Here is a 23517-nt window from a genome sequence, read left to right as displayed (position 1 = left end):
GAGATTGTGCCTCTCAGCCGATCAGCCCCCGCCTGCGGGCCAGGGCCGCGGCCTCGGTGCGCGAGGCGGCGCCCAGCTTGGCCAGGATGTTGGACACGTGCACGCTCACCGTCTTGGTGGCGATGAAGAGCTGCTGGCCGATCTCGCCGTTGCTGCGCCCCTCGGCGACCAGCGCCAGGATCTCGCTCTCCCGCGGCGTCAGCCCCACCTGCTCCGCGCGGCCGGCGACCGGGGCGCTGCCCAGCGCCGTCAGCTCACCGAGCAGCGGCTGCGCGCCGAGCGAGTGGGCGGCGGCGCGGGCGAGGTCGCCGGCCTCCCGGGCGAGCTCGGGCTCGCCGAGGCCGCGCAGCACGTCGCTGAGCCGGGCCCGCACCCGGGCCAGCTCGTGCACGTGGCCGTAGCGGACGAACGCCGCCTCGGTCTGCTCCCAGGCCTCGCGGAGCTCGTCCGGGGCGGGCGGGTCGATCTGCGCCAGCCAGCGCCAGCGCAGGTGCTCGGCCTCCAGCCGCTGGATCCACGCCAGTGCCTCGGGGCCGAAGACCAGCCCGTCCTCCCGGGTGTGGGCCACCACCCGACGCCCGTCGCTGAGCAGCCGGTCGGCGGTGGCCTGGGCCGCGATCCGCTCGGCGCCGCTCTCCTGCCGGGACGCCGTGCCGAGCACCCCGAGGGTGAGCGCGGCCAGCCGGAGCCGGGCCTGGAACAGGTCGCGCCACATGGCGCCCAGCACCTCGACGGCGCGGGCGTAGGTGCCGAGCGCGCCCCTGCTGTCCGCGGACTGCTCCGCCAGCTCCAGCTCGGCGGTGGCGGCGAACAGCCCGACGAGCCCCTCGCCCGACCACAGGGGCCGCAGCTCGGCCACCAGCTGGGTCGCCACGCGCTCACCGCGGGCGGCCGCCACCGTGGCCTCCAGTCCGCGCAGCACCCCGGCGACCAGGGGCGCCGGAGCGTTGCGGGCCTGGCCGGCGGTGCGCAGCGCGTCCTCCCAGCGGCCGGTCACGAACTGCACGGACCCGCTCATCACCAGCGCGTCGAAGGAGTACGGCGCCCACGGCGTGCCGATCTGGACGCCGCGGGCACGGCAGGTCTCGAACAGGGCGAGCGCCTCGTCCATCTCGCCCCGGTCCTGGTGGAACCGCCCGAGGCCGTACAGACCGCGCAGCTCGGCGTGCACGGCGCCGCTGCTGCGCGCCTGTCCGATGACGTCGGCCAGCGCGTCGCCGACGTCGTCCCCGAGCTGGTGGCGCTGTAGCGAGGCGAGCGTGGTCAGGATGTCGGCGCTGAGCCGTGGCAGGTCCAGGCGCTGGCTCATCGCCAGCGCCTCGGCGCCGACCCGGCGGGCCTCGTCCTCGCGCAGGTGCCCGGCCAGGATGCGTGCCTGGTTGGCCAGGGACCGCGCCCGCTGGGCCTCGGTGCCCCCCGACAGCAGCGCCACGGCCCGGCGGGCCAGCTCCAGCTCGTCGCCCTCGTCCTCGATGGTGAAGATGCTCAGTGCCAGCTGGGAGGTCAGCAGCCCCCGGTCGATGTCGGAGGAGCCGGCGGGCAGCCGCTGCAGGGTCTCGGCCAGCAGCGCGTTTGCCCGGTGCGCGTGGCCGGCGGCGGTGAGCGCGTCGGCGGTGCGCATCGCCAGCTCGGCCAGGCCGAGGGCTCCTGGGGCAGCCTCGCGGGTGGCCGGGTGGTCGAGGAGCTGCATCGCGAGCTCGTAGTGCTGGGAGGCCTCCTCGGGGCCGCCCACCCGCATCGCCTCGTCGCCCGCGTCGATGCTGGCCCGCAGCGCCGTGGCGACGTCCTGGCCGAGCCTGGCGTGCCGGGCCAGCTCGGCCGAGGTCCCGGGCACCGCGCCGGACTGCAGCACCCGGGCGTACGCCGCGTGCCGGCGTACCCGTTCGCCGGGCAGCAGGTCGTCGTAGACCGCCTCGGCCAGCAGGGCGTGGCGGAAGGAGTAGGCGTCGCCGCCGACCGGCTCGAGGACGTGCCGCTCCACCGCGGTGCGCAGCGCCTCGTCGAGCTCCTGCTCCCCCAGCCCGGAGACCGCCGCGAGCAGCGCGTGGCTGACCTTGCGCCCGGCCACCGCGGCGGTCCGCACCACCTGCTGGGCGCCGTCGTCGAGCCGCTCCAGCCGGACCAGCAGCAGGTCGGCCAGGTCGGCCGGCACCCCGCCGGTCACCCGGGCGGCGCCCACCAGCTCCTCGACGAAGAACGCATTGCCCTCGGCCCGCTCCACGATGTCGGCCACGTCGCGCTCGGCGATCGGGTCGGGGTGCAGCACGTGGACCAGCTGGCGCACCTCGCTGGCGCCCAGCGGCTCCAGCTGCATCCGCACCACCGGCAGCCGGGACCACTGCGCGACCTGGCGGCGCAGCGGGTGGCGCCGGTGCAGGTCGTCGGATCGGTAGCTGACCACGAGCCCCACCGGGGCGGCGAACCCCCGGGAGAAGAGGAAGCTGAGCAGGTCGCGGGTGGACTGGTCGGCCCAGTGGGCGTCCTCGACCACCACCAGGATCGGAGCCTCCCCCGCCGCCCGCTCGAGCAGGGCATGCATCGCCTCGAAGAGGTCGGCCCGCTCCAGCGGCGACTCGTCGGCATGCTCGGTGCTGGTGCGGACCCGGCGTCCGGGCTGCAGCCGCTGCAGCACCGGCTGGTCGGCCAGGGTGCTGCCCGCGACCTCGGGCAGGGTGCCGGCCAGCAGGCCCAGGATCTCGGAGAACGGCAGGTAGGGCAGGGCGGAGTCCGACAGGTCCACGCAGTGCCCGGCCACGACGTGCCAGCCGGCCGTCAGGGCACGGTCCCGCAGCTCGCTGAGCAACCGGGTCTTGCCCACGCCCGCGTCGCCGGCCAGGAGCACCGAGGTGGTGCGTGCCGTCAAGCCGTCCGCGGACGCGGCGATGCCGAGCCGGGAGCACAGCTCCTCCAGCTCGGCATCTCGTCCCACGAGGTCGACGCTGCGGTTGGCGGTCACGACGTCCATCATGTCGTGCCCCACCGACAGTGCGGGCATGGATTTCACGCCGCCGCTCAGCGCATCTCCTCGGCACCCCGCAGGGGCCCCTGCCACCGGCTGGTGGTCGCCGCGCGGCGGCCCCTGCGGCGACTCCGGGGCCAGGCCCGGCGCGCTCGCTCCAGCCGGTAGTCGATCTCGGCCTGGGTGTAGTAGTCGATGCCGCCCATGATGCTCTCCTTCTCGCGATGACTGATGAGAAGAGAGTCGGTCGCTGAGGTAGCCGCTCACATCGGGCGCCTGCCCTATCTGTGCCGCACCCCGGGGCGCCCCCCTACCTCAGGGCGGCCGCGCGGCACCTCAGACCGCGAGCCGGGCCAGGGTGTCTGCGAGGGCCTGGACGCCGACCAGGCAGTCGGCGAGGTCGGCGTGCCCGGCCCGCCTTCAGGCCGGCAGGTCGCCACCAGGCCGAGAGGTTGCCGAACGGGTCGACCTCGCAGCTCATCCCCCGCTCCGCGGCGGCCGCGGCGAACCACTGCCGCAGCTCCAGGTCGGCGGCGGCGAAGGACTGGCGTCGATAGCCGCCCCCGTCGACCCGGCCCACCGTCGCCACGTCCTGCCACATCTGCTCGATGTTCACCGATCCAGTCTCCCAGCGACACCGGCCGTCCGGGCCGGCGCGCGGCTGGGCCAGGATGTGGCGCATGGAGTTCCGCGAGGTCGTACGTCGTCGCCACATGGTCCGCCGCTACACCGACGAGCCCGTCGACCCGGGCGCCCTGGACCGGATGCTCGAGCACGCCGTGCGGGCCCCCAGCGCGGGCTTCTCCCAGGGCTGGGCGTTCCTGCGGCTGGAGGGGCCGGCGGAGGTGACGCGCTTCTGGCGGGCCACCTCGCCGGACCCCGACGCCAGCAACGCCTGGCTGGACGGGATGCGGACCGCGCCGGCGGTGATCGTCCCGCTGAGCAACCGCGAGGCCTACCTGGACCGCTACGCCGAGCCGGACAAGGGCTGGACCGACCGCGACGAGGCCCGCTGGCCCGTCCCCTACTGGCACGTCGACACCGGGATGGCGGCACTGCTGATCCTGCAGACGTGCGTGGACGAAGGCCTGGGGGCGTGCTTCTTCGGGATCCCGCCCGACCGGCTGGCCGCGTTCCGGACGGAGTTCGGGGTGCCGGCCGAGCTCACCCCGATCGGGGCGATCACCGTGGGGCACCCGGCCCCGAACGGCGCCACCGGCTCGGCGGCGCGCCGCACCCGACGCGGCCCGGACCAGGTGGTGCACCACGGCCGGTGGGGTCAGCTCACGGCGCCCCGCGCGGCTCCTGGCCCTGGTCGAACTCCCCGCTGAGCTCGTCGACCACCAGCAGGTCCTCGCGCACCTGCCCGGCCCGGAACGAGGCCCGGCCCACCATGTGGCCCGAGACGACGCTGGTGGCCATCTGCATCACCACGATCAGCGCCAGGACGCCCAGGGCCGCGGGCTCGCGCAGCCGCAGCGCCAGCCCCACGACCACCAGCATCAGCCCGATCACCTGCGGCTTGGTCGCCGCGTGCATCCGGCTGAGCAGGTCCGGCAGGCGCACCACGCCGATGGCGGCCACCAGGGCGAAGAACGAGCCGGACAGCAGGAGGACGGCCGAGAGCAGGTCGAGCAGCAGGGTCCAGCTCATCGCTCACCATCCCTGTCGTCGGCCCCGTAGCGGGCCCCGTCGCTGGCCCGGTCACGCTCGTGGGCGGAGCGGTCGCTGACCGGGTCCTCGGCGCTCAGCTCCGCCTCCACGTCGTCCACGCCGCTGGCGTAGCGGGCGATGCCGACCGAGCCCACGAACCCCACGGTGCTGAGCACCAGCAGCATCGGGAGCAGGTCCACCTCGTCGGTGTGCGCCGACCACAGGGCGACCGCGCAGACCATCACCGCCATCATCACGTCCAGCGCCATGCTGCGGTCCAGGATCGTGGGACCGATGGTCAGGCGCACCACCAGCAGGATCGAGGCGATCCCGAGCAGCGACGCGGCGACGACGAGCACGACCGTCATGGCCGACCACCGCCCTGCGCCGAGCCGAGCGCGTCCTGCTCGGCAGCCGCCGCCTTGGGCGGGAAGGCGGCCAGGAACCGCTGCTCGACCGCCAGCGCCTGGGCGCGGAACGCCTCGGCGGCCGCGGGGTCCGGGACGTCGAGCACGTGCAGGAAGAGCGTGTGGGTGGAGCGCCGTGCCTCCACCACGATGGAGCCGGGCACCAGGGACAGCATCGCGGCCACCGAGGTGAGCACGAAGTCCGAGGAGCTCTCCAGGTTGACCGCCACCACCGCGTTGCGCACCGGGCGGCGCCGGAGCACCACCCGCGACACGTCGATGCTGGCGCGGACCACGTCGACCAGGAAGTGCGCGAGGAGGTAGACCAAGCGCGCCGGGCGCACCCGGGAGCCGAAGTCGATCGGGGGCAGCGGGAAGGCCAGGCAGGCCAGCACGGCCACCAGCACGCCGGAGACCACCAGCATCGGCGAGACCTCGCCCCACAGCGCGAGCCACACTAGGGTCAGCCAGACCAGGGCGGCGGGCTGCAGCGCGCGGTAGCGCGCGGGTCGCCGGGTGCCGTCGCGCCGGGTGCGCAGCTGCGGGCTCATGGCTGTCCACCTCCCAGCACCGACTCGATGTACGGCGACCGGTCCAGCAGGTCGTGGGCCGCGCGGTCGCTCAGGGCGTACAGCGGCCCGGCGATGACGGTGAGCGCGACCGTGGCCGCGACGAGCCCGGCGGCGGGCAGCACCATGCTGGCCGGCATGTGCTCGGTGTCGTCACCGGCCTCGATCAGCTCGTAGAAGTCGCGGTCCGGCTCCCCCTCGTCGGCGAGCCTGCGCGCGTCCTCCAGCGTCTGGCGCGAGATGGTGCCGGTGACGGTGTGCACGTGCCCCTTGTGCTGCGCCACGGGCGCGGTGTCGTGCCCGGGCAGCGGATCGGCGTCGACCTCGACGATCGCCTCCAGTGCCTCGTGGGCCTCCAGCGGGGTGCGCCAGAACGCCACCGCCCAGGTCTTGGCCACGGCGTACAGGGTGAGCAGGCTGGTCAGCACCCCGGCGGCCACCAGCACCCAGGCCAGGGGGCTGCCGTTGGCCTCGGCGGCCTGGAGCAGTCCCACCTTGCCGATGAAGCCGGAGAAGGGCGGGATCCCGGCCAGGTTCATCGCGGGGATGAAGAACAGCACGGCCACCAGCGGCGAGAGCCGGGCCAGCCCGCCGATCCGGACCAGCGAGGTGCTGCCCGCCCGCCGCTCCACCAGCCCGATGACCAGGAAGAGCGCGGTCTGCACGGTGATGTGGTGCACGACGTAGAAGATGGTGGCCGCGACGCCCAGCTCGCCGCCCAGCGCGATGCCGAGCACCAGGTAGCCGATGTGGCTGACCAGGGTGAAGGAGAGCATCCGCTTGATGTCCGACTGTGCGATGGCTCCCAGGATGCCGATGACCAGGGTGAACAGGGCCGCCCACAGCAGCAGGCCGGTGAGCCGGCTGTCGGGGAACAGCAGCGTCTGCATCCGCAGGATCGCGTAGACGCCGACCTTGGTGAGCAGTCCGGCGAAGACGGCGGTGACCGGGGCGGGTGCGGTGGGATAGCTGTCGGGCAGCCAGAAGGAGAGCGGGAAGATCGCGGCCTTGATCGCGAACGTGGTGAGCAGCAGCAGCAGCTGCAGCATCAGCGAGACGTGGTCGGGCAGGTCGGCGATCCGCTGGGCCAGGTGCGCCAGCGTGAGGGTGCCCGTGGCGGCATAGACCACGGCCAGGGAGATCAGGAACAGGGTGGAGGAGAGCAGGTTGACCAGCACGTAGATCGTCCCGGCGCGGATCCGGGTGATGGTGCCGCCGAGGGTGAGCAGCACGTAGCTGGAGAAGAGCAGCATCTCGAAGCTGACGAACAGGTTGAACAGGTCGCCGGCCAGGAAGGCGTTGGCCACTCCGGCCACCAGCACCAGGAACGTCGGGTGGTACACCGACAGCGGCGCGCCCTCCTCGTCCTCGACCATGCCCTGCCCGATGGAGTAGCTCAGCACCGCGAGCGTCACCACCGCGCTGACCAGCAGCATCAGCGCCGAGAGCCGGTCCGCGACGAGCACGATGCCGACGGTCTCGGGCCAGCCGCCGACCCACAGCGTCTGCGGCCCGTCGCGGTCGGCGGCCACCAGCAGGAGCGCGGCCACCACCACCATCGCGGTCAGCACTGCCGCGCTCAGCCACCGCTGGGCGCGGGGCTGGTGGGCCAGCACCAGGGACAGGCCGGCACCCAGCAGCGGCAGGGCGACGGGAAGGGGGACGAGCCAGCTCATGTGCGGGTCTCCTGCTCGCCGTCTGCCTGATCTGCCTGAGCTGCCTGTTCTGCCTGCTCCGCCTGCTCGGCGGCGAGCTCGCCCTCGGCGAAGTCGCTCGCGAGCTCCTGGTCCGGGTCTCCCTCGTCGGAGGAGGCGTCGTAGGAGTCGGAGGTGACGTCCATGGTGGCCAACCGTCGGATCAGGGCGTCCTCGGCGTCGTCCTGGACGTCGTCGTGCCCGTTGAGCTGCCAGCTGCGGTAGGCCATGGCCAGGACGAAGGCGGTGGTGGCCAGGGTGATCACGATGGCGGTCAGCACCATCGCCTGCGGCAGCGGGTCGGCCATGTCGGCGGTGTCTCCGCGGCCGGCGATCGGGGGGTCACCGGTGGGTCCACCGGCCACCAGGAAGGCGATGCTCACCCCGTTGCCCATCATCACCAGGCCGACCAGCACCCGCGACAGGCTGCGCTCCAGAAGCAGGTAGACGCCGCAGGCGAGCAGGGACGAGGAGATGATCACCAGGGTCAGGTTGACGTCGGTCATGACTGTCGGGCCTCCTCGGCGGTACGGCGTTCCCGGATCACCTGGCGGTCGATCTGGGAGCCCAGCGCCCGCAGCAGGTCCAGGACCAGCCCGATCACCACCAGGTAGACGCCCACGTCGAAGAGCACCGAGGTGACCAGGTGCAGGTCGCCCAGCAGCGGCAGGTGCAGGTCGACCACGGCCGACTGCAGCACGTCGCCGCCGAAGGCCAGCGGCAGCAGCGCCGCCAGCGCGGCGACCGCGAGGCCGCCGCCGATCAGTCGGCCCGCGTCCACGGGCGCGGCCTCGTCCAGCTCGTAGCGGCCCCCGGCCAGGTAGCGGATGACCAGGGCCAGTCCGGCCGCCATCCCGGCCGCGAACCCGCCGCCGGGAGCGTTGTGGCCGGCCAGCAGCAGGTAGACGGAGAACACGATGATGGTGTGGAAGATCAGTCGGGTGATCACCTCGAAGATGATCGAGCGGCTCTCCGGCGGCAGGGTCCGCGGCGCCGCGAGCCACACCCGGCGACCGCCCCCGGTGGGCTGCTTCTGCACCGCCGCCGGGTAGCGGATCTCGTGCACGCGCCGGATGCCGGCGCCCCGAGCGTCGATGAAGATCAGGCTGGCCACCCCGGTCGCCGCAGCCACCAGCACCGAGATCTCCCCGAGGGTGTCCCAGGCCCGGACGTCGACCAGGATGACGTTGACGATGTTCTTGCCGCCGCCGTAGTCGACCGCCAGCTCGGGCAGGACGGCGGAGACCGGCTCGGCCACGCGCGCCCCGGAGCCGACGATCATGAAGCCGGCGGCGACCAGCCCGACGCCGGCGCCGAGCGCCATCCGCCAGAAGCGCTGCCGGGTCAGCGGCCGGTCGGAGAAGTACTCCGGCAGGCGGCGCAGCGCGAGCACGAAGACCACGACGGTGAGGGTCTCCACCAGCACCTGGGTCAGGGCGAGGTCGGGGGCGCCGTGCAGCACGAACAGGACCGCGGTGCCGTAGCCGGTGGCGCCGGCGAGCAGCACCGCGCGCAGCCGCCGCCGGGACCGGGCCGCCATCAGCGCCGCGGCCACGATGACCACGCCGATCACGGCCTGGGCCGGAGTGTCCCAGGCACGCACGCGCATGTCGTCCCAGGCGCCGATCAGCGTCGAGCCGGGAGCCACGATGACCACCACCAGGATGATCCCCAGGTACGCCGCCGCGGAGCCCCGCTGCACGACCGCGGTGACCTCGACGGCGGTGCGGTCCAGCAGCCGCATCCCGCCCCGGTAGGCGCGGTCGAGGCTGAGGTCGTGGGCGAAGCCGGCCTGGAGGTGCGCGAACGGCCCACGGGCCAGGTGCAGGGCCAGGCCCAGCAGCACCGCCACCGCCGTGCAGGCCAGCGGCAGTCCCACGCCGTGCCACAGCGCCAGCTCGGCGTGGTGCACGCCGGGCGGCAACAGGTCGACGTACGGAGCGAGGAGCTCGGTGATCGGGTGGGCGAAGAACGCCAGCAGCACCGTCAGGGCGGCCAGCAGCACCGGGCCGGCGACGAAGCCCGGGGGGACCCGGCGCACCGTCAGCTTCTCCTCGACGTCGCGGTCGGCGAAGGCGCCCCAGACGAAGCGGGCCGAGTAGGCCACGGTCAGCGCGGAGCCCAGCACCACCCCGACCAGCACCACCCAGCCGAGCGGTCCGCCCAGGCCGGTGCCGTCGCCCTCGCGGGCGACGTCGACGAGCGCGACGAAGACGCTCTCCTTGGCCACGTAGCCCAGCAGCGGCGGCAGCCCGGCCATCGACGCGGCGGCCACCACGGCGGCGCCGGTCACCCACGGCATCCGGCGACGCAGCCCGGTGAGCCGGCGCAGGTCGCGGGTCCCGGTGGTGCGGTCGATGATCCCGACCACCAGGAACAGGGTGGCCTTGAACAGCGCGTGGGCCAGCAGCAGCCCGAGCCCGGCCAGCATCGCGCTCCGGGTGCCGAGCCCCAGGACCAGCATCAGGAACCCGAGCTGACTCACGGTGCCGTAGGCCAGCAGCAGCTTGAGGTCGTGCTGGCGCAGCGCCCGCAGGCCGCCGAGCAGCATCGTCACCAGGCCCAGGGCGACCAGGACCTCCCGGAAGCCGGCGACGTCGCCGAACGCCGGCGCCATCAGCGCGACCAGGAAGACCCCGGCCTTCACCATCGACGCGGCGTGCAGGTACGCGCTGACCGGGGTCGGCGCGGCCATCGCGGCGGGCAGCCAGAAGTGGAACGGCACCAGGGCCGACTTGCTGATCGCGCCGACCAGCAGCAGCTGCACCGCGACCACGACCGCGACGCCGCCCGGGGGGTCGGCCAGGATCTCGCTGGTCCGGTAGGTGCCGGCGCTCTGGCCCAGCACCAGCATGCCGACGAGCATCGCCAGCCCGCCCAGCGTGGTGACCACCAGCGCCTGGATCGCCGCCTGGCGGCTGCTGCGCCGGGCCGGGTCGTGCCCGATGAGCAGGAAGGAGAAGACCGTGGTCAGCTCCCAGAAGACGTAGGTCAGCAGCAGGTCGTCGGCCAGCACCAGGCCGAGCATCGCGGCGACGAAGGCAACCAGCACGGCCGCGAAGCGGGGCACCCCCAGGCTGTCGTCGTGGAAGTACCAGGCGCAGTAGGCCAGCACCACGCTGCCGATCCCCAGCACGATGACGGCCATCAGCCACTGCAGGGGTCCCAGGGCGAACGCCAGGTCGACGCCGATGCTCCCCACCCAGGGGTGCACCTCGGTGAGCACCTCGCCGTCGGCGACGGCAGTGACCTGGGTGGCCAGCCAGGCCGTCCCCGCCAGCGGTACGACGGCCACGGGCAGGAACGCCCGTCGACCCATCGCCTGGACCAGCCACGGGCACACCGCGGCCAAGCCGAAGAGCGCGGCGAGCAAGATCAGCAAGAAGAGGCCCCTGGGCGCCCTGCCGGGGAGACAGGGCCTGATGGTCTGGTCGTGGTCGGTGCTGCGGGGGCCATTCTACGTGACGGTGCGGACCACGGACGACGCCAGAGCGTGGCCCCTCTAGGGTCCCTCCATGGATCACGCCGCACCGGACACCGCCGGCCCCGCCCGGCCCGCCCCACACCGGGCGGTCTCCAAGCTGCAGGCCCTGGTCCGCCTGCCCACCGTCTCCGACCGCGACCCGGCGCTGGTCGACGTCGCGGCCTTCGACGCCCTGCTGGTCGAGCTGGAGCGCCAGTTCCCGCTGCTGCACCAGCGGCTCGAGCTCACCCGCGTCGGCTCGCACGGCCTGCTCTTCCGCTGGGCCGGAGCCGACGACGCGCGGCCGGTGGTGCTGATGGCCCACCTGGACGTCGTACCTGTGGAGGGGACCTGGACCCACCCGGCCTTCGACGGGGTCATCGCCGACGGCCAGCTCTGGGGCCGCGGCACCCTGGACGACAAGGGCTGCGTGGTGGGGATCTGCGAGGCGGTGGAGACCCTGCTGGAACGCGGCTTCACCCCCGCCCAGGACCTCTGGCTCTCCTTCGGCTGCGACGAGGAGGTGATGGGCGCCACCGCCCAGGAGGCCGTCCGGGTGCTCACCGAGCGCGGCGTGCACCCGTGGTTCGTGGTCGACGAGGGCGGCGCGGTCGCCTCCGGCGCGTTCCCCGGCGTCACCACGCCGGTCGCGGTCGTCGGCGTCACCGAGAAGGGCGTCACCTCCGTCGAGCTGCGCGCCGAGGGCCGCGGCGGCCACGCCTCGACCCCGGCCCGGATGGGGCCCACGGCCCGGATAGCCCGAGCCATCATGCGGCTGGAGCGGACGCCGTTCGCCGCGAGCCTGCCCGCCCCCACCGTGGAGCTGCTGCGCCGGCTCGCCCCGCACGCCCCGCGGGCGCTGCGACCGGTGATGGCCCACGGCTCGCGGATCGCCCCCGTCCTGACCCGGGCGCTGGTGGCCGCCGGCCCCGAGTCCGCGGCGATGACCCGGACCACGGCCGCGGTCACCACCTTGTCCGGCTCGCCGGCGCTCAACGTGATCGCGGCGCAGGCCCGGGCCGGCGTCAACGTGCGGATCATGGTCGGCGACACCGTGGCCGGGGTGCTGTCCCACCTGCGCAGGGCCGTCGACGACGAGCACGTGCACATCGACGTCATCGAGTCCGGCGAGCCCAGCCCGATCTCGCCCTTCCTCGACGACCCGGCGTTCGCCCTGCTGGAGGCCACGATCGCCGAGGTCTTCCCCGATGCGGTGGCGTCGCCGTACGTGATGATGGCCGCCACCGACAGCCGGCACTTCACCGAGATCTGCGAGCGCGTCTACCGCTTCGCCCCGTTCCGGATGAGCAAGGCGCAGCGGGAGTCGATCCACTCCTTCGACGAGCGCATCGGCCTGGACGACCTGGTCGACGGCGTGCGCTGGTACACCACCCTGATCGAGAGGATCCGCTGATGAGTCAAGCCAGCGACGCGAGGCCCTCCACCGCCCACAGCCTCACCCTGGTGGTGGGCTTTCTGGTGGCGGTGGAGTTCGCCAGCGGCATCCTCCAGGGCTTCTACACCCCGATCTTCACCGACATCGCCGAGCACCTGTCGATCGGCGACGCCGACGTCAACTGGTTCGAGGCCGCGCAGCTGATCGTCTCGGCCCTCTGCGTGCCGCTGCTGGCGCGGCTGGCCGACCTGGTCGGGCACAAGAAGGTGCTGCTGCTCTCCACGGCCGTCACCGCGATCGGCTCCTGGATCCTGGTACTGGCTCCCTCCTTCACCACCTTCCTCATCGGCTGGGCACTGCAGGGCGCCTACGTCGTGTGGCTGCCCATCGAGGTCGCGATCGTCTACCGCCGCACCGCCGACTCCGGTCGCCAGGCGCAGCTCACCCGGCGCGCGGCGGGCATCCTGGTGGGGGCCCTGGAGCTGAGCGTCATCATCGGCGCCCTGACCAGCGGCGCCCTGGTCGAGTCCTGGTCGATGCCGGCGCTGCTCTCGCTGCCGGCCATCGTGGTGACGGCCTGCCTCGGCATCATCTGGCTCGGCATCGAGGACCTGCCCGGCACCGGCCGCGGCGGCATCGACTGGCGCGGCTTCGCTCTCATCACCACCGCCCTCGGCCTGGCGATGGCGGGGCTGATGGTCATCCGGCTGGAGGGGCCCGGCTCGTTCCTGGCGTGGCTGCTGATCCTGGCCGGTGTGCTGGTGCTGGTCCCGTTCTGGCGGCACTCGGCCCGCCTCGCCGAGCCGCTGGTCGACGTGCGGCTGCTCGCCACCGCGGCGCAGTGGCCGATCCAGCTGACCGCCTTCCTCTTCGGCTTCTCCGTGCTGGGGGCACAGATCCCGATGTCCACCTTCGCGCGCACCGACCCCGACGTCGTCGGCTACGGACTGGGCGCCGACGCCGGCTTCGTCTCCACCCTGATCGGCCTCTACGTGGTGAGCCTGGCAGTGGGCGCCTTCACCCTGCCGCTCACCTCACGCTGGTTCGGCGCCCACAACGCCCTGGTCCTGGGGGCGGTGCTGGTGGCCCTGGGCTACGCGCTGTGGCTGCCCTTCCACGACACCACGGTGCAGGCCATGGTCAACATGGGGGTGGCGGGCCTCGGCTCCGGCGCCCTGGTCGCCGCCCTGCCGGCGGCGGCCGCCGCCGCGGCACCACCCGAGCGCACCGGCTTCGCCACCGGGATGACGAACGCGACCAAGACCGTCGGCGGGGCCATCGCCTCCTCGATCTTCGCCATCGCGCTCGCCTCCACCGGCTCCCTCGCCGAGCCGCAGGCCGGAGCCGCGCCCCTGCTGGGCTACCTGACGGTGTGGTCGGTCTGCTCGCTGGCCGCCGTGCTGGCCGCCTGCGGGCTGCTGCTGGCCCCCAAGCACGTGTTCGAGCACCCCTCGGACTCCACCGAGGTGCTGCCCGGCATCTGAGCCCGGCCTTCTCCGGTTCCGTACGCTGGACGCGGCAGGAGGTGGGTGATGACGGACTCCGAACCGCGCGGACCGGAGCGGCCTCCGCGGCCTGCCCGGGCTCGGGACCGGCGCACCGGCCGGGACGCCGCCGAGCAGCGGATCGCCAACCAGGGCTCGTGGGTCGAGCTGCAGATCCAGCAGGCAGTGCAGCGCGGCGACTTCGCCGACCTGCCCGGGGCCGGGAGACCGATCTCGGACCTCGGTGCCGAGCACGACCCGGACTGGTGGGTCAAGAAGCTGGTGGAGCGGGAGCAGATCTCGGTGCTGCCGCCCGCCCTGGCGATCCGGCGCGAGGACGCCGAGCTCGACGACCAGCTCGACCGGGTGACGACCGAGGAGGGCGTGCGGCAGCGGGTCGCCGAGTTCAACGCGGCCGTCCGGACCGCGCTCTACACCCCGCCCGCGGGGCCGATGCCCGGCCCGCCGATGATCACCCGGCCCCGCGACCCCGACCTCGAGGTCGAGCGCTGGCGCGAGCGGCGTACGGCGCGGCGCGAGGCCCAGCGCCAGGCCCTGGCCGCGCTCCGGGCGGCGCAGCAGCCGCGGTCCCGGCGTTGGTGGCCGGGCCGCCGGCGGCGACCCGAGCAGGCCTGAGGCGGTCCACCGGCGCGGCCACGATGGGGAGCCGGGCTGCCGCGCTGTTAAATTCCGGCCCATGCGCTCTGCCAAGGACTTCTTCGCCCCGCTCGCCGTCGGCGCCCCCGCGCCGGTGCGCGAGGTGCCCGCTCGCCCCAGCCGGGCGATCCACTTCTTCGATCCGGGCAACCCCAAGATGGCCGCCAAGGTCCCCGACATGGTTGGCAAGGTCGACGTGCTCCTGGGCAACCTCGAGGATGCTGTCAAGGCCGAGAACAAGGAGACGGCTCGCGCCGGCCTGGTGAAGATCGGTCAGGAGACGGACTTCGGGCCCACCCAGTTCTGGACCCGCATCAACTCCCTGGACAGCCCGTGGGTGCTCGACGACCTGACCACGCTGGTGCCGGCCATCGGGGACAAGCTCGACGTCATCATGGTGCCCAAGGTCCAGGGGGCCGAGGACATCCACTACGTCGACCGGATCCTGGCCCAGCTCGAGGCCAAGGCCGGGCTGACCCGGCCGATCCTGATCCACGCGATCCTGGAGACCGCGCGCGGCGTGGCCAACATCGAGGAGATCTGCGCCGCCTCGCCGCGGATGCAGGGCCTCTCGCTGGGCCCGGCCGACCTGGCCGCGGACCGGCGGATGAAGACCACCCGCGTCGGCGGCGGGCACCCGGGCTACCTGGTGCGCGCCGACGCCCCGAAGAACGCCTCCGGCGAGACGCAGTACGACGCCGAGCGGACGACGTACCAGCAGGACCTGTGGCACTACACGATCGCGCGGATGGTCGACGCCTGCGCGATGCACGGCATCTACCCCTACTACGGCCCGTTCGGCGACATCACCGACGTCACGGCCTGCGAGGACCAGTTCCGCAACGCCTTCCTGCTGGGCTGCGTGGGCGCGTGGAGCCTGCACCCGAAGCAGATCGCCATCGCCAACCGGGTCTTCTCCCCCAGCGTCGAGGACGTGACCCACGCCCGCCGGGTGATCGCCGCGATGGGCGACGGCACCGGCGCGGTGATGCTGGACGGCAAGATGGAGGACGACGCCTCGGTGAAGCAGTGCCAGGTGATGGTCGCCCTCGCCGAGGAGCTGGCCGCCATCGACCCTGAGCTCAAGAAGTCCTACGACGCGATCGAGGTGGCCTGACCATGAGCGAGTTCACTCCCCTGCGCTCGGTGCTCTACATGCCCAGCTCCAACGAGCGGGCGCTGGAGAAGGCCAAGTCCATCGTCTGCGACGCGCTCATCCTGGACCTCGAGGACGCCGTCGCACCCGACGCCAAGCCGGCAGCCCGGGACGCGGCCTGCGCCGCGGTGGCCTCGGGCGACTACGGCCGCCGCACGGTGACGATCCGGGTCAACGGGATCGGCACCGAGTGGCACGACGCCGACATCGCGGCCGCGAGCAAGGCCGGGCCGGCCGCCATCGTGGTGCCCAAGGTCAACAGCGCCGAGGAGGTGCGTGGGCTGGTCGCGGCGATGGAGGCCGCAGGCGCACCGGAGCACACCAAGCTGTGGGCGATGGTCGAGACGCCGGTGGCAATCCTCGACGTGCTCTCGATCGCCCGGGCCTCGGAGCGGCTGACCGCCTTCGTGCTGGGCACCAACGACCTGGTCAAGGAGCTGTACGCCGAGCACGTGCCCGGTCGCGCCCCGATCCTGCCCAGCCTGCACACCGTGCTGCTGGCCGGCCGGGCCGCCGGGATCGCGGTGATCGACGGCGTCTACAACAACGTCAAGGACACCGAGGGCTTCCTCGCCGAGTGCGAGCAGGGCCGGCAGCTGGGCTTCGACGGCAAGACGCTGATCCACCCCGGACAGGTCGAGGGCGCCAACACCGCCTTCGCCCCGTCGGCCGAGGCGGTGGCCGACGCCCGCGGGCTGATCCAGGCCTTCGAGGATGGCAAGGGCAGCGGGGTGGTGACCTACAACGGCCGGATGGTGGAGAACCTGCACGTGGAGTCCGCCACTCGCACCCTGACGATCCACGAGGCGATCGAGGCGTTGCAGGGCTGAGCGGACACCATGGTGACAGCAAGTCGCTAGCACCTGGATCTGGGAAAATCCGAAGAATTCACAAAAAACTCAGGAAAGATGTTTAAGCCTCAAGGACGCGGGGTAACCAACCATTAACCGTCCGTGACCCCGCGGACCATGACGAAGGAGGGAACCATGGTCGTCCTCGGCCTGATTCTGCTCATCGTCGGCCTCGTTGCCGGCATCTCTGTCCTCACCACCATCGGCGGCATCCTGCTGGTCGTTGGTCTGATCCTGAACTTCGTCCCGATCGGCGGGAACTCCCGCCGGGTCTGGTAGTCGAACCAACCTGAGCACCGTGTAGCACCGCTTTGACGAAGGCCCCCAGCGACATCGCTGGGGGCCTTCGTCATGCCCGGCCCCTCGACGGCCGGTCGCTCAGCGGGCGGGCCGGCAGGCACAGGGTTATGGCTGCCCCCGCAGGGGTACATCACCGGAATGGACAATGAAGAGGTCACCTGGATCGTCGTCGCCGTCGTGGTGCTCCTGCTGCTCGCCGGCCTCGCGGCCTGGCTGCTCAGCAAGCGGAAGAAGCAGAAGCAGGAGCAGGAGCTGCGCGAGCGCACCGAGCGCGCCAGCGAGCTGCGTCAGCACGCCGACCAGCACGCGGCCGTCCTCCCGGACGCCGAGCTGCGCGCCAAGGAGGAGGAGGTCCGCGCCGAGAAGCTGCGCCGCGAGGCGGAAAGGGCCGAGGAGCGGGCGCAGGTCGCGCAGACCGACTACCAGCAGCAGGAGGCCCGCTACGAGGACAAGCTCCGCGAGGCGGACCGGATCGACCCCGACGTCGACCACACCTCCGGCGGCTACACCCCGGGCGCCGACCGGACCAGCACCGACCAGACGGTGACCGAGCGGAGCACCACCGAGGCGACGACCACGACCTCGGGCGGCGGGACCACCGAGACGACGAGCACCAGCGACACCACGGGCACCACCGGGACGGACACCGACCCCGGCTCGCCCCAGCACCGCGCCTGACCTCGCTCACCCGCCGACCACGTCGACACCCGGCGTGGTCAGCGGGTGATCTGCACCGCCACGTCTCGGGGCGCATCATCGCGGTCGCCCCAGATGGTGACCAGGGTCAGCCCGGGCGGTACCCCCATCGTGTCGTGCTCCCGGCCGAAGATGTCGCGGATCGACACCAGGCCCTCGGACTCGATCCAGAACTCCCCCAGCTTGCGCAGGTCGTGCCCCGGTGAGGGCGACAGCGCGATCCGCGTCGGGGACTGGGTCACGTCGATGACCGCCACGGCCACGCAGTCCGGCGTCGCCACACAGGTGGCGCCCCCGAAGGTCGTCGGAGGCGCGAAGTCCTCCCGCCCCACCACGAGGAGCACCGAGTGCGGGGGCCTGATCATCATGCTCACACCCTCATCCTGCCCGTCCCCGCCGACAACGGCGGCATGAGCGGGGCCCCGACTGGGCACCGGCCAGGCATGAGCGCGCCGCTGTCGGAGTACCGCCGGATGCGCGACTTCGCCCGGACGCCGGAACCCGCCGGGGCCGCCGTACCGGCCTCGGACGGGGCGCGGTTCGTGGTCCAGCGCCACCGGGCCAGCCGGTTGCACTACGACCTGCGCTTCGAGATCGACGGGGTCCTGGTCAGCTGGGCGGTGCCCAAGGGCCCCACCCTGGACCCGGCGGCCCGGCGCCTGGCCGTCCACGTCGAGGACCACCCGGTGGAGTACCTGCTCTTCGAGGGGGTCATCCCGTCGCGGGAGTACGGCGGCGGCGACGTCATCGTCTGGGACACCGGCACCTACGAGCCGGTGCACACCGACGACCCGGCGGCCGCGGTCGCGGCCGGGGAGCTGCACGTCGAGATGCACGGGGAGAAGCTGCAGGGGCGGCTGGTGCTGGTGCGCCGGGGCAGCGACGACCAGCAGTGGATGCTGCTGCACAAGCACGACGAGCACGCGGTCACCGGCTGGGACCCCGAGGACCACCTGAGATCGGTGCTCAGCGGCCGCACCAACGAGGAGGTCAAGGCCGACCCGGACCGGCTCTGGCGCTCGGACGCGCCGGCGGACCGGGCGAGCGTCTCCCTGGTCCCCGAGCCGCTGCCCACCGAGGCGATCGACGAGCTGGCAGCCCTGGGCACCCACGGCACCTGGGAGGTCTTCGGGCGCCGCCTCAAGGTCACCAACCTCGACAAGGTGCTGTTTCCCGGCGACCCGCCCGTCACCAAGCGCGAGCTCCTCGCCTACGCGGCCCGGATCGCGCCGACCTCGCTGCCCTACCTGCGGGGTCGCCCGGTGAACCTGCACCGCTTTCCCGACGGGGCCGGGTCGAAGGGCTTCTGGCACAAGCAGCGCCCCGCGCACGCGCCCGCGTGGCTGGGCGCCTGGGACAACCCGGACGCCGGCGAGGGCGAGACCCCGACGTACGTGGTGCCCGACGAACCCGCGGCCCTGGTGTGGATGGCCAACTTCGGGGCCCTGGAGTGGCACCCGTGGACCTCCACGGCCCACGCACCCCACGAGCCGACGTACGCCCTGATCGACCTGGACCCCGGCGAGCGGACCACCTGGGAGGAGCTGCTGGTGCTGGCCCGGCTGCACCGCACCGCACTGGAGCACCTGGACGTCACGGCCGGCGCGAAGGTGACCGGGCAGCGCGGGATCCAGATCTGGGTGCCGGTGGTGCCGGGCTACACCTTCGACGACACCCGCGCCTGGGTGGAGGGAATCTCACGCACCGTCGGCAAGGTGGTGCCCGAGCTGGTGAGCTGGAAGTGGGAGGTCAAGGCCCGCGGCGGCCTGGCCCGGCTCGACTACACCCAGAACGCGATCAACAAGACCCTGGTGGCGCCGTACTCGCCGCGGCCGGCGGCCGGAGCCCCGGTGTCGGTGCCGATCGGCTGGGACGAGCTGGACGACCCCGAGCTGCGTCCGGACCGCTGGACCATCCGGACGGTGCTCGACCGGCTGGAGTCAGTCGGCGACCCGTTCCGGGTGCTGCTGGGCGCGGCGCAGGAGCTTCCGGAGCTGACCTGAGCGGGGCGCCCGGGAGGCCCCGGGTCGACGCGGCCGCAGGGCCGCCGGCGAGCGCCCCCGCACCGCGCCCCACCACAGACCGGTGCCGTAGGCGAGGTCGTCGAGGCGACGCCCCAGCACCAGCGTCGCCAGGTCCAGGTCGGCGTCGCGGTGCTCGGTGGCCGCGACCACCGAGTCCACGACCAGGGCGGTGGCCACCGCACGCCGACCGGGGGCGAAGCAGCAGGCCAGCGCGCCGAGCGGCCACCAGTGCCGGAGCAGGAGCGCGGACTCCTGGCGGACCGACCAGCCCACTCCCTTGACCGCCAGCGTCCCCGACACCCGGGCCCGCGTGCCGAGCGGCACGTCCGCGGGCAGCGCCCGGGCCACCGAGACGCTCGCGTGCACGGCTGCGGCGCCCAGCACCGGCAGCGACCACCTGCTGCGCAGCAGCGCCGCGGCTCCGGCCAGCGCCAGGGTGGGCGAGAGCACGGCCGGCGCCACGTGGGCACCGTGCCGCTGGGCCAGGCCGGCGCCGCCGGACCCGTAGAGCACCTTGCGACCGAGCCAGCCGCGAACCGTGGGACGTACGTCGTGCCGCACGGTGACCGCCGGTTCGTAGCGCACCCGCCTGCCGGCGCCGACCAGCCGCCACACCAGGTCGACGTCCTCGCCGACGCGCAGGTCGGTGTCGAAGCCGGCCCCGAGGTGGTCGGTGCGGGCGACCAGGCAGGCGCTGGGCAGCCAGGCGACCCCGGCGCCGGGGCGCACCGCGTACGGCTTGGGGCCCAGGCTCAGCGACGAGGCGGCCGCGTCGTAGCGCTCGAACCACCGGGGGTCGGCACGCGGGACGTGGCCGGCCACCCGGGGCCCGACCATCGCCACGGTCGGGTCCGCGAGGTGACGCGAGAGCCGCAGCAGGTCGGCCGCCGAGGCCTGGACGTCGGAGTCGACGAAGGCGACCACCGGGGTGGTGACCTGCGCCAGCCCGGCGTTGCGGGCGCCGGCGGGTCCGAGGTTGGTCTCCAGGGCGACGACGGCGGCCCCGTGCCTGCGCGCGACGGCGGCCACGGCGGCCGGGTCCCGGGAGGCGTCGTCGACCACGACGACCGACAGCGGACCCAGCGCGGTCAGGCACCGGTCCAGCTGGGCGGGGCGGTCACGCACCGGCACCACCACGGTGAGGTCCTCGACCGCCACCTCGGCCGAGGCGTCGGGCACCGGACGGGCGAGGTTGGTGGCCAGCAGCCGCTCCGCGACCTCCGCGGAGGCGGCGTCCGTGACGACCAGCCGGTCGCCGACGAGCCGGGCCCGCGCCGCGTCGGCGAGACGCATGACGGTGAGCGGTGAGCCGCCGACCAGCAGGCGCCCCCGGTCGAGGACCAGCGCCGCCGGGTCCAGCTCGACCACGAACCCGGCCGGGAGGACGCGCGCGGGGGCGGGAGCCTGCAACGACGTCACCTCACGCCCCGAACCCGCCGTCGGCGTGCAGCACGGTGCCGTTGACCACGCCGCCGGCCGGGGAGGCGCAGAAGGCGATGGCGGCGGCGATCTCGGCCGGGTCGATCGCGCGGCGGATCAGCTGGTGCTGCGCCAGCTCGTCGACCGGTACGTCGTACAGGGCGGCCGTGGTGCGCAGCAGGTCGGTGTCGGTCGAGCCCGGGGAGACGGCGCTGGCGGTGACGCCGGTGCCCACCAGGTCGGCGGCCAGGCCCTTCACCATGCCGACCACCGCGTGCTTGGCGGCGTTGTAGCCGGCCAGGTGGAACAGGCCGTGGCTGCCGGCGGCCGAGGCGACGGCCACGAAACGGCAGGTCCCGGGCTCCGGGCCGGCGAGCATGGCGGGGACGCAGGCTGCGGCGGTGTTCCACACGCCCTTGGCCACCACGTCCCACAGGTCGTCGAGCACCGCGTCGGGGGTCTCCCACAGCGGCCGGCCGCCGAGGATGATGCCGGCCGCCGCGACCGCGACGTCGAGCCGTCCCCAGACCCGGACCGTCTCGGCGACGGCCCGCTCCAGGGCCGGGCGGTCCCGGACGTCGACCACCCGGCAGCGCACCCGGTCGCCGTGTCGGGCCGCGAGGGCGTCCAGCTGCTCGGCGGTGGCCAGGGGCGGGCCCTCGCAGGAGTCCAGCGCCATCACCCGGTAGCCGTCGGCCACCAGCCGCGCCACCGTGGCGGCACCGATGCCCCGGGCCGCCCCGGTGACGAGCGCGGTCCGGTCCGCGGGTGCGGCCAGGGGTGTCTCCGGGGGCTGGCTCATGGCGCGACCGGCGCCAGCCGGGCCAGCACGTCGGAAGTCATCGCGGCCAGCACCGCCCGGCCCTCGTCCGCGGAGGCGCCGGCGGGGTCGCCGAGCACCCCGTTGGCCGAGACTGCGGCCACGCCGCCCCGGACCAGGTCGGGGAGGATCTCGGTGAGCGGGCGGCAGTCACCGGCCTCGGCGAGCTCGAGCCGCACCAGGGCGGGGGCGAGGTGCAGCAGCAGCGAGGTCTCCGTGCGGCCGGCGTGCAGGTCGACGTCCTCGGTCGCGCACGCCACCCAGGCCACGTCGTGCCCCTCGACCACCAGCTGGTCGACCGCGGCGCGCAGCGCGGTGAGGTTGCCGCCGTGCCCGTTGACCAGGACGACGCGCTCGCTCCAGGTGCGCAGCGAGCGGACCAGCTCGACCACCAGGAACCGCAGCGCCTCGGTGCCGATGGAGGCGGTGCCGGGGAAGGACTGGTGCTCGCCGCTGGAGCCGTAGGCCAGGGCCGGCGCCACCCACACCCCGGCGCCGGGACCGCCCAGGCGCTCGGCGGCGGCCTCGGCGACCGCGGTCGCGATCAGGGTGTCGGTCTGCAGCGGCAGGTGGGGGCCGTGCTGCTCGGTCGAGCCGACCGGCACCAGCACCAGGCTGGCGCCGGCCGACTCCCGGGACGTCGCTTCGGCCAGCGACCCGGGTACCGGTCCCGAGGGCGGCCCGGGCCGGGGCATCCTCAGCCCCGGGTGCCGGTGGCCACGTGCGCGCCGGCCGGGCTGGTCGCGCCGAGCTCGCGGTGGAAGCCGTCAGGGACCAGCAGGTGCTCGGGGGTGAGCTCGTCGATCGAGGAGACCCCCAGCCCGAGCAGGGCCGAGTCGATCCCCGAGCGCAGCACGTCGAGCACGTTGCCCACGCCGGTCTCGCCGTTGGCCGCGAGGCCCCACAGGTAGGCGCGACCGATCATCACCGCGCGAGCACCCAGGGCGACCGCCTTGACGACGTCCGACCCGCGCCGGATGCCGCCGTCCATCACGACCTCGAGGTCGTGTCCCACAGCGTCCGCGATCGGCTTCACCATGCGGATCGCGGCGGGGGTGCCGTCGAGGTTGTTGCCGCCGTGGTTGGAGACCGAGATGGCGGCGGCGCCGGCGTCCCGGGCCCGCAGCGCGTCGTCGATCCGGCAGACGCCCTTGAGCATGAACGGCTTGCCGCCGCTGATCTGCGACCACTGCTCGCGCATCCAGGCCACGTCGTCCCAGGACGGCGGCGGGGTGGTCATCCACTCGTAGTACGCCCCGAAGAACGTGGGCGCCTCGCCGCCGGGCGGCGCCAGGTTGGGGGCGGTCAGGTCGGGGATCTGGCCGGTGCGGCCGAACTCCCACAGCCAGCGCGGCTTGGTGACGACCTTGGGCGCCATCCGCACCATCGTCTTCAGGTCGACCTTCTCGGGGATCTCCGGGCTGCCCCAGTCGCGACCCATCGAGAAGGACCAGTCCAGGGTGGCGATCAGGCCGACGGCACCGGCGGCGTGGGCGCGCTGCATCCGCTGCACCACCACGTCGCGGTCCCCGGTCCAGTACATCTGGAAGAAGGTGGTGGCACCGGTGGCGACCACGTCCTCGATCGACTTGGAGGCGAAGTTCGACAGGCCCACCACCGTGCCGCGCGAGTGCGCCGCGCGGGCGACCGCGACCTCGCCGTCGGGGTGCACCGCCTGGACGCCGGTCGGACTCATCAGCACCGGCAGCGAGATCGGCTGCCCCATCACCGAGGTGGCCATCTCGCGCACCGGCTGCTGGCCGGCGACGTGCGGGGCGACGCCCAGCTCGGCGAAGGCGGCCTGGTTGTCGCCGACCGTCTGGCCGCGTTCGGACCCGGCGACCAGGGCGCCGTACACGGGGGCGGGCAGCCGCTTGCGGGCGCGCTCCTGGGCGACGGCGACGGACTCGAACCAGGGGTTCGGCTTCCAGGGGTTCTGCAGCCACTGGGGCTTCGACATCGGGTTTCC

General features: G+C 73.6%; 23 protein-coding genes. 9 read left to right on the top strand and 14 right to left on the bottom strand.

Annotation, left to right across the window (positions count from 1 at the left end; genetic code table 11):
- Positions 1-13: 13 nt before the first annotated feature.
- The 3 genes from C0R66_RS02045 to C0R66_RS02040 form a co-directional block, all read right to left on the bottom strand.
- The gene (locus C0R66_RS02045) at positions 14-2995 is read right to left on the bottom strand and encodes a helix-turn-helix transcriptional regulator (RefSeq protein ID WP_101523297.1); all 2982 of its coding nucleotides are present in this window, start codon (positions 2993-2995) and stop codon (positions 14-16) included.
- Between the two features lie 17 nt (positions 2996-3012).
- Positions 3013-3165: a hypothetical protein gene (locus tag C0R66_RS18535; protein WP_158647840.1), complete on the bottom strand. Its 153-nt coding sequence runs from the start codon at positions 3163-3165 to the stop codon at positions 3013-3015.
- A 104-nt stretch (positions 3166-3269) separates the two neighbouring features.
- Positions 3270-3575 (bottom strand): hypothetical protein, encoded by a 306-nt coding sequence (locus C0R66_RS02040; protein WP_158647839.1) that lies wholly within the window; start codon positions 3573-3575, stop codon positions 3270-3272.
- 64 nt (positions 3576-3639) lie between these two features.
- On the opposite strand from C0R66_RS02040, the gene C0R66_RS02035 reads away from it, so the two are divergent.
- Positions 3640-4290: a nitroreductase family protein gene (locus C0R66_RS02035; RefSeq protein WP_101523295.1), complete on the top strand. Its 651-nt coding sequence runs from the start codon at positions 3640-3642 to the stop codon at positions 4288-4290.
- On the opposite strand, the gene mnhG is transcribed toward C0R66_RS02035, so the two are convergent.
- From mnhG to C0R66_RS02005, 6 genes are read right to left on the bottom strand one after another with little or no spacing between them, the layout of a single operon-like run.
- Positions 4244-4612, bottom strand: coding sequence for a monovalent cation/H(+) antiporter subunit G (gene mnhG / locus C0R66_RS02030; RefSeq protein WP_101523294.1), 369 nt, complete (start codon positions 4610-4612; stop codon positions 4244-4246). The two genes, C0R66_RS02035 and mnhG, sit on opposite strands and share 47 nt — an antisense overlap.
- Positions 4609-4980: an MrpF/PhaF family protein gene (locus tag C0R66_RS02025; protein WP_101523293.1), complete on the bottom strand. Its 372-nt coding sequence runs from the start codon at positions 4978-4980 to the stop codon at positions 4609-4611. Before C0R66_RS02025 ends, mnhG begins: the two co-directional genes overlap by 4 nt.
- The gene (locus tag C0R66_RS02020) at positions 4977-5570 is read right to left on the bottom strand and encodes a Na+/H+ antiporter subunit E (RefSeq protein ID WP_101523292.1); all 594 of its coding nucleotides are present in this window, start codon (positions 5568-5570) and stop codon (positions 4977-4979) included. The genes C0R66_RS02025 and C0R66_RS02020 overlap by 4 nt, the downstream gene beginning before the upstream one ends.
- The gene (locus tag C0R66_RS02015; RefSeq protein ID WP_101523291.1) at positions 5567-7264 is read right to left on the bottom strand and encodes a Na+/H+ antiporter subunit D; all 1698 of its coding nucleotides are present in this window, start codon (positions 7262-7264) and stop codon (positions 5567-5569) included. The genes C0R66_RS02020 and C0R66_RS02015 overlap by 4 nt, the downstream gene beginning before the upstream one ends.
- The gene (locus tag C0R66_RS02010; RefSeq protein WP_101523290.1) at positions 7261-7788 is read right to left on the bottom strand and encodes a Na(+)/H(+) antiporter subunit C; all 528 of its coding nucleotides are present in this window, start codon (positions 7786-7788) and stop codon (positions 7261-7263) included. Before C0R66_RS02010 ends, C0R66_RS02015 begins: the two co-directional genes overlap by 4 nt.
- The gene (locus tag C0R66_RS02005) at positions 7785-10664 is read right to left on the bottom strand and encodes a Na+/H+ antiporter subunit A (protein WP_199286768.1); all 2880 of its coding nucleotides are present in this window, start codon (positions 10662-10664) and stop codon (positions 7785-7787) included. Before C0R66_RS02005 ends, C0R66_RS02010 begins: the two co-directional genes overlap by 4 nt.
- A gap of 133 nt (positions 10665-10797) precedes the next feature.
- Between C0R66_RS02005 and C0R66_RS02000 the strand changes: the two genes are divergently transcribed.
- The 7 genes from C0R66_RS02000 to C0R66_RS01975 all read left to right on the top strand — a co-directional run bounded on the left by C0R66_RS02000 (position 10798) and on the right by C0R66_RS01975 (position 17267).
- Positions 10798-12159, top strand: a complete 1362-nt coding sequence (locus C0R66_RS02000) for a M20/M25/M40 family metallo-hydrolase (RefSeq protein ID WP_101523289.1) — start codon at positions 10798-10800, stop codon at positions 12157-12159.
- Positions 12159-13625, top strand: coding sequence for an MFS transporter (locus C0R66_RS01995; RefSeq protein ID WP_101523288.1), 1467 nt, complete (start codon positions 12159-12161; stop codon positions 13623-13625). The genes C0R66_RS02000 and C0R66_RS01995 overlap by 1 nt, the downstream gene beginning before the upstream one ends.
- 48 nt (positions 13626-13673) lie before the next feature.
- Positions 13674-14261 carry a DnaJ family domain-containing protein gene (locus C0R66_RS01990; RefSeq protein ID WP_101523287.1) on the top strand — a complete coding sequence of 196 codons (588 nt, stop codon included), beginning with the start codon at positions 13674-13676 and terminating at the stop codon, positions 14259-14261.
- A gap of 61 nt (positions 14262-14322) precedes the next feature.
- Positions 14323-15399 (top strand): HpcH/HpaI aldolase/citrate lyase family protein, encoded by a 1077-nt coding sequence (locus C0R66_RS01985; RefSeq protein ID WP_101523286.1) that lies wholly within the window; start codon positions 14323-14325, stop codon positions 15397-15399.
- 2 nt (positions 15400-15401) lie between these two features.
- Positions 15402-16268 (top strand): HpcH/HpaI aldolase/citrate lyase family protein, encoded by an 867-nt coding sequence (locus C0R66_RS01980; protein ID WP_101523285.1) that lies wholly within the window; start codon positions 15402-15404, stop codon positions 16266-16268.
- Positions 16269-16424: 156 nt separating this feature from the next.
- Entirely contained in the window at positions 16425-16568 is a 144-nt protein-coding gene (locus C0R66_RS18865; RefSeq protein ID WP_199286767.1) for a hypothetical protein, read from the top strand.
- A 159-nt stretch (positions 16569-16727) separates the two neighbouring features.
- Entirely contained in the window at positions 16728-17267 is a 540-nt protein-coding gene (locus C0R66_RS01975; protein WP_101523284.1) for a hypothetical protein, read from the top strand.
- 38 nt (positions 17268-17305) lie between these two features.
- Here C0R66_RS01975 and C0R66_RS01970 read toward each other — a convergent pair whose 3' ends face one another.
- A complete protein-coding gene (locus C0R66_RS01970; RefSeq protein WP_158647838.1) occupies positions 17306-17653 on the bottom strand; it encodes a hypothetical protein in 348 nt (115 codons plus the stop codon).
- A gap of 75 nt (positions 17654-17728) precedes the next feature.
- On the opposite strand from C0R66_RS01970, the gene C0R66_RS01965 reads away from it, so the two are divergent.
- Positions 17729-19288, top strand: coding sequence for a non-homologous end-joining DNA ligase LigD (locus tag C0R66_RS01965; protein ID WP_101523282.1), 1560 nt, complete (start codon positions 17729-17731; stop codon positions 19286-19288).
- On the opposite strand, the gene mftF is transcribed toward C0R66_RS01965, so the two are convergent.
- From mftF to mftD, 4 genes are read right to left on the bottom strand one after another with little or no spacing between them, the layout of a single operon-like run.
- Positions 19226-20728 carry a mycofactocin biosynthesis glycosyltransferase MftF gene (gene mftF / locus C0R66_RS01960; RefSeq protein ID WP_101523281.1) on the bottom strand — a complete coding sequence of 501 codons (1503 nt, stop codon included), beginning with the start codon at positions 20726-20728 and terminating at the stop codon, positions 19226-19228. The genes C0R66_RS01965 and mftF overlap by 63 nt on opposite strands.
- Position 20729: 1 nt before the next feature.
- Positions 20730-21530: a mycofactocin-coupled SDR family oxidoreductase gene (locus C0R66_RS01955; protein WP_101523280.1), complete on the bottom strand. Its 801-nt coding sequence runs from the start codon at positions 21528-21530 to the stop codon at positions 20730-20732.
- Positions 21527-22243: a mycofactocin biosynthesis peptidyl-dipeptidase MftE gene (mftE, locus tag C0R66_RS01950; RefSeq protein ID WP_101523279.1), complete on the bottom strand. Its 717-nt coding sequence runs from the start codon at positions 22241-22243 to the stop codon at positions 21527-21529. Before mftE ends, C0R66_RS01955 begins: the two co-directional genes overlap by 4 nt.
- A gap of 2 nt (positions 22244-22245) precedes the next feature.
- Complete coding sequence (gene mftD / locus C0R66_RS01945; RefSeq protein WP_101523278.1) at positions 22246-23508, bottom strand: pre-mycofactocin synthase MftD; 1263 nt, start codon at positions 23506-23508, stop codon at positions 22246-22248.
- Positions 23509-23517 lie beyond the last annotated feature (9 nt).

The organism is Nocardioides houyundeii (assembly GCF_002865585.1).
Lineage (GTDB): Bacteria > Actinomycetota > Actinomycetes > Propionibacteriales > Nocardioidaceae > Nocardioides > Nocardioides houyundeii.
The sequence above is the reverse complement of the archived record's forward strand: the minus strand, read 5'-3'. Positions and strand labels throughout refer to the sequence as shown.

What these genes read in the sequence shown, in the direction of transcription:
- C0R66_RS02045 (WP_101523297.1), bottom strand. Translation starts at nt 2,995, where the DNA reads ATGCCCGCACTGTCGGTGGGGCACGACATGATGGACGTCGTGACCGCC.
- C0R66_RS18535 (WP_158647840.1), bottom strand. Translation starts at nt 3,165, where the DNA reads ATGGGCGGCATCGACTACTACACCCAGGCCGAGATCGACTACCGGCTG.
- C0R66_RS02035 (WP_101523295.1), top strand. Translation starts at nt 3,640, where the DNA reads ATGGAGTTCCGCGAGGTCGTACGTCGTCGCCACATGGTCCGCCGCTAC.
- mnhG (WP_101523294.1), bottom strand. Translation starts at nt 4,612, where the DNA reads ATGAGCTGGACCCTGCTGCTCGACCTGCTCTCGGCCGTCCTCCTGCTG.
- C0R66_RS02025 (WP_101523293.1), bottom strand. Translation starts at nt 4,980, where the DNA reads ATGACGGTCGTGCTCGTCGTCGCCGCGTCGCTGCTCGGGATCGCCTCG.
- C0R66_RS02020 (WP_101523292.1), bottom strand. Translation starts at nt 5,570, where the DNA reads ATGAGCCCGCAGCTGCGCACCCGGCGCGACGGCACCCGGCGACCCGCG.
- C0R66_RS02015 (WP_101523291.1), bottom strand. Translation starts at nt 7,264, where the DNA reads ATGAGCTGGCTCGTCCCCCTTCCCGTCGCCCTGCCGCTGCTGGGTGCC.
- C0R66_RS02010 (WP_101523290.1), bottom strand. Translation starts at nt 7,788, where the DNA reads ATGACCGACGTCAACCTGACCCTGGTGATCATCTCCTCGTCCCTGCTC.
- C0R66_RS02000 (WP_101523289.1), top strand. Translation starts at nt 10,798, where the DNA reads ATGGATCACGCCGCACCGGACACCGCCGGCCCCGCCCGGCCCGCCCCA.
- C0R66_RS01995 (WP_101523288.1), top strand. Translation starts at nt 12,159, where the DNA reads ATGAGTCAAGCCAGCGACGCGAGGCCCTCCACCGCCCACAGCCTCACC.
- C0R66_RS01990 (WP_101523287.1), top strand. Translation starts at nt 13,674, where the DNA reads ATGACGGACTCCGAACCGCGCGGACCGGAGCGGCCTCCGCGGCCTGCC.
- C0R66_RS01985 (WP_101523286.1), top strand. Translation starts at nt 14,323, where the DNA reads ATGCGCTCTGCCAAGGACTTCTTCGCCCCGCTCGCCGTCGGCGCCCCC.
- C0R66_RS01980 (WP_101523285.1), top strand. Translation starts at nt 15,402, where the DNA reads ATGAGCGAGTTCACTCCCCTGCGCTCGGTGCTCTACATGCCCAGCTCC.
- C0R66_RS18865 (WP_199286767.1), top strand. Translation starts at nt 16,425, where the DNA reads ATGGTCGTCCTCGGCCTGATTCTGCTCATCGTCGGCCTCGTTGCCGGC.
- C0R66_RS01975 (WP_101523284.1), top strand. Translation starts at nt 16,728, where the DNA reads ATGGACAATGAAGAGGTCACCTGGATCGTCGTCGCCGTCGTGGTGCTC.
- C0R66_RS01970 (WP_158647838.1), bottom strand. Translation starts at nt 17,653, where the DNA reads ATGATGATCAGGCCCCCGCACTCGGTGCTCCTCGTGGTGGGGCGGGAG.
- C0R66_RS01965 (WP_101523282.1), top strand. Translation starts at nt 17,729, where the DNA reads ATGAGCGCGCCGCTGTCGGAGTACCGCCGGATGCGCGACTTCGCCCGG.
- C0R66_RS01955 (WP_101523280.1), bottom strand. Translation starts at nt 21,530, where the DNA reads ATGAGCCAGCCCCCGGAGACACCCCTGGCCGCACCCGCGGACCGGACC.
- mftE (WP_101523279.1), bottom strand. Translation starts at nt 22,243, where the DNA reads ATGCCCCGGCCCGGGCCGCCCTCGGGACCGGTACCCGGGTCGCTGGCC.
- mftD (WP_101523278.1), bottom strand. Translation starts at nt 23,508, where the DNA reads ATGTCGAAGCCCCAGTGGCTGCAGAACCCCTGGAAGCCGAACCCCTGG.